Raw genomic sequence first — 1272 nt, 5'->3', positions numbered from 1 at the left:
GTGGTCAACAAGACGGTGGTGTCTGGTTTTGTCGATGACATTCTCGTCAACGGCCGCATGGAGAAACTCGCCGGTTATTTTGACGGAGACAACTATGTTCAGCACAATCCGCAGATCGGAGATGGACTGACGGGGCTGGGAGCCGCTCTGAAGGCGATGGCCGATGCMGGTATTTCAATGAAATACGAGAAAGTCCACCAGGTTCTGGGCAAGGGCGATTTCGTCCTGACCGTCAGCGAAGGCACATTCGCTGACAAGCCAACATCGTTCTACGACCTGTTCCGGGTTCAGAACGGCAAGATCGCCGAGCACTGGGACACGATCCAACCCATCCCAGCTAAGAGCGAATGGAAAAACCAGAACGGCAAGTTCTGACAGACGGCGCTGAAATTMCTGGAACGCGTGCGCATTCCCGAACAGGCCAACAAATACCCGATCCAGCTTTCGGGCGGCCAGCAGCAGCGCGTCGCAATTGCCAGATCGCTTTGCATGCAGCMGGCCGTCATGCTCTTCGACGAGCCGACTTCGGCACTCGACCCGGAAATGGTCTCTGAAGTACTGGAGACAATGACCGGTCTTGCCAAGGACGGCATGACGATGGTTTGCGTCACCCACGAAATGGGCTTTGCCCGGGCCGTTGCTGACCGTGTGATCTTCATGAACACAGGCCAGATCGTCGAGCAGGGGACGCCCGAGKAATTCTTCGAGAATCCGCAGCACGAGCGCACTAAACTGTTCCTCAGTCAGATTCTCAAGCATTGAAACCATGTCACGGCGCCGCTTTTCAGGGATTTTCGAAAATGTGCAGTGTGTTGCGATAACGACATCCGCGCGCCGGCCGTTGGACGAACGCGCCGGTCAGAGCTMGCGCTCCCGGATAAACCCAGTACCGCGTCACTGACCTCCGGGAACCCCATGCCGCGCGCCATTGACGAGCATCAGGACGGTGGCGAGAATTCTCACTGCAAAAAGTCTTTTKAATTTGCCGCTGAGGTGATCTGGTTGTCGTCTCCACGGATCGCCAAGTTCGGCTTATTGTCGACGCAAKCCATCCAGGCCCGCGTATTGTTCACGGTCGACAGGCGATAAGCTCTCTCGACGAGCAAGCTCGATAGCCCACGATCATCACATCAGCTGAGGCTGGCATAGTGAGGGGCGCTCAGGACGATATGGCGCTTTGGCACAGTCAAACCGATTGCCAGGTCTGCAGCCCTGCCTAATCCTGCCGCATGCGTAGAGAGAATTTTTAGCGCCGTGGCGTTATCCTCGTCG

1 protein-coding gene and 1 pseudogene are annotated in these 1272 nt (G+C 56.4%); both read left to right on the top strand.

What is annotated here, in order from left to right:
• A partial coding sequence (locus tag QD357_RS32340; RefSeq protein WP_414126085.1) for a nuclear transport factor 2 family protein occupies nt 1–375 on the top strand: 375 nt, incomplete at its 5' end.
• Nucleotides 376–762: pseudogene (locus QD357_RS32335) on the top strand (amino acid ABC transporter ATP-binding protein); the annotation flags it as partial.
• Nucleotides 763–1272: the final 510 nt, after the last annotated feature.

This window comes from Rhizobium sp. BR 317, from assembly GCF_047445835.1.
Lineage (GTDB): Bacteria > Pseudomonadota > Alphaproteobacteria > Rhizobiales > Rhizobiaceae > Rhizobium > Rhizobium paranaense.
This window is presented reverse-complemented; position numbering and strand designations above follow the sequence as displayed.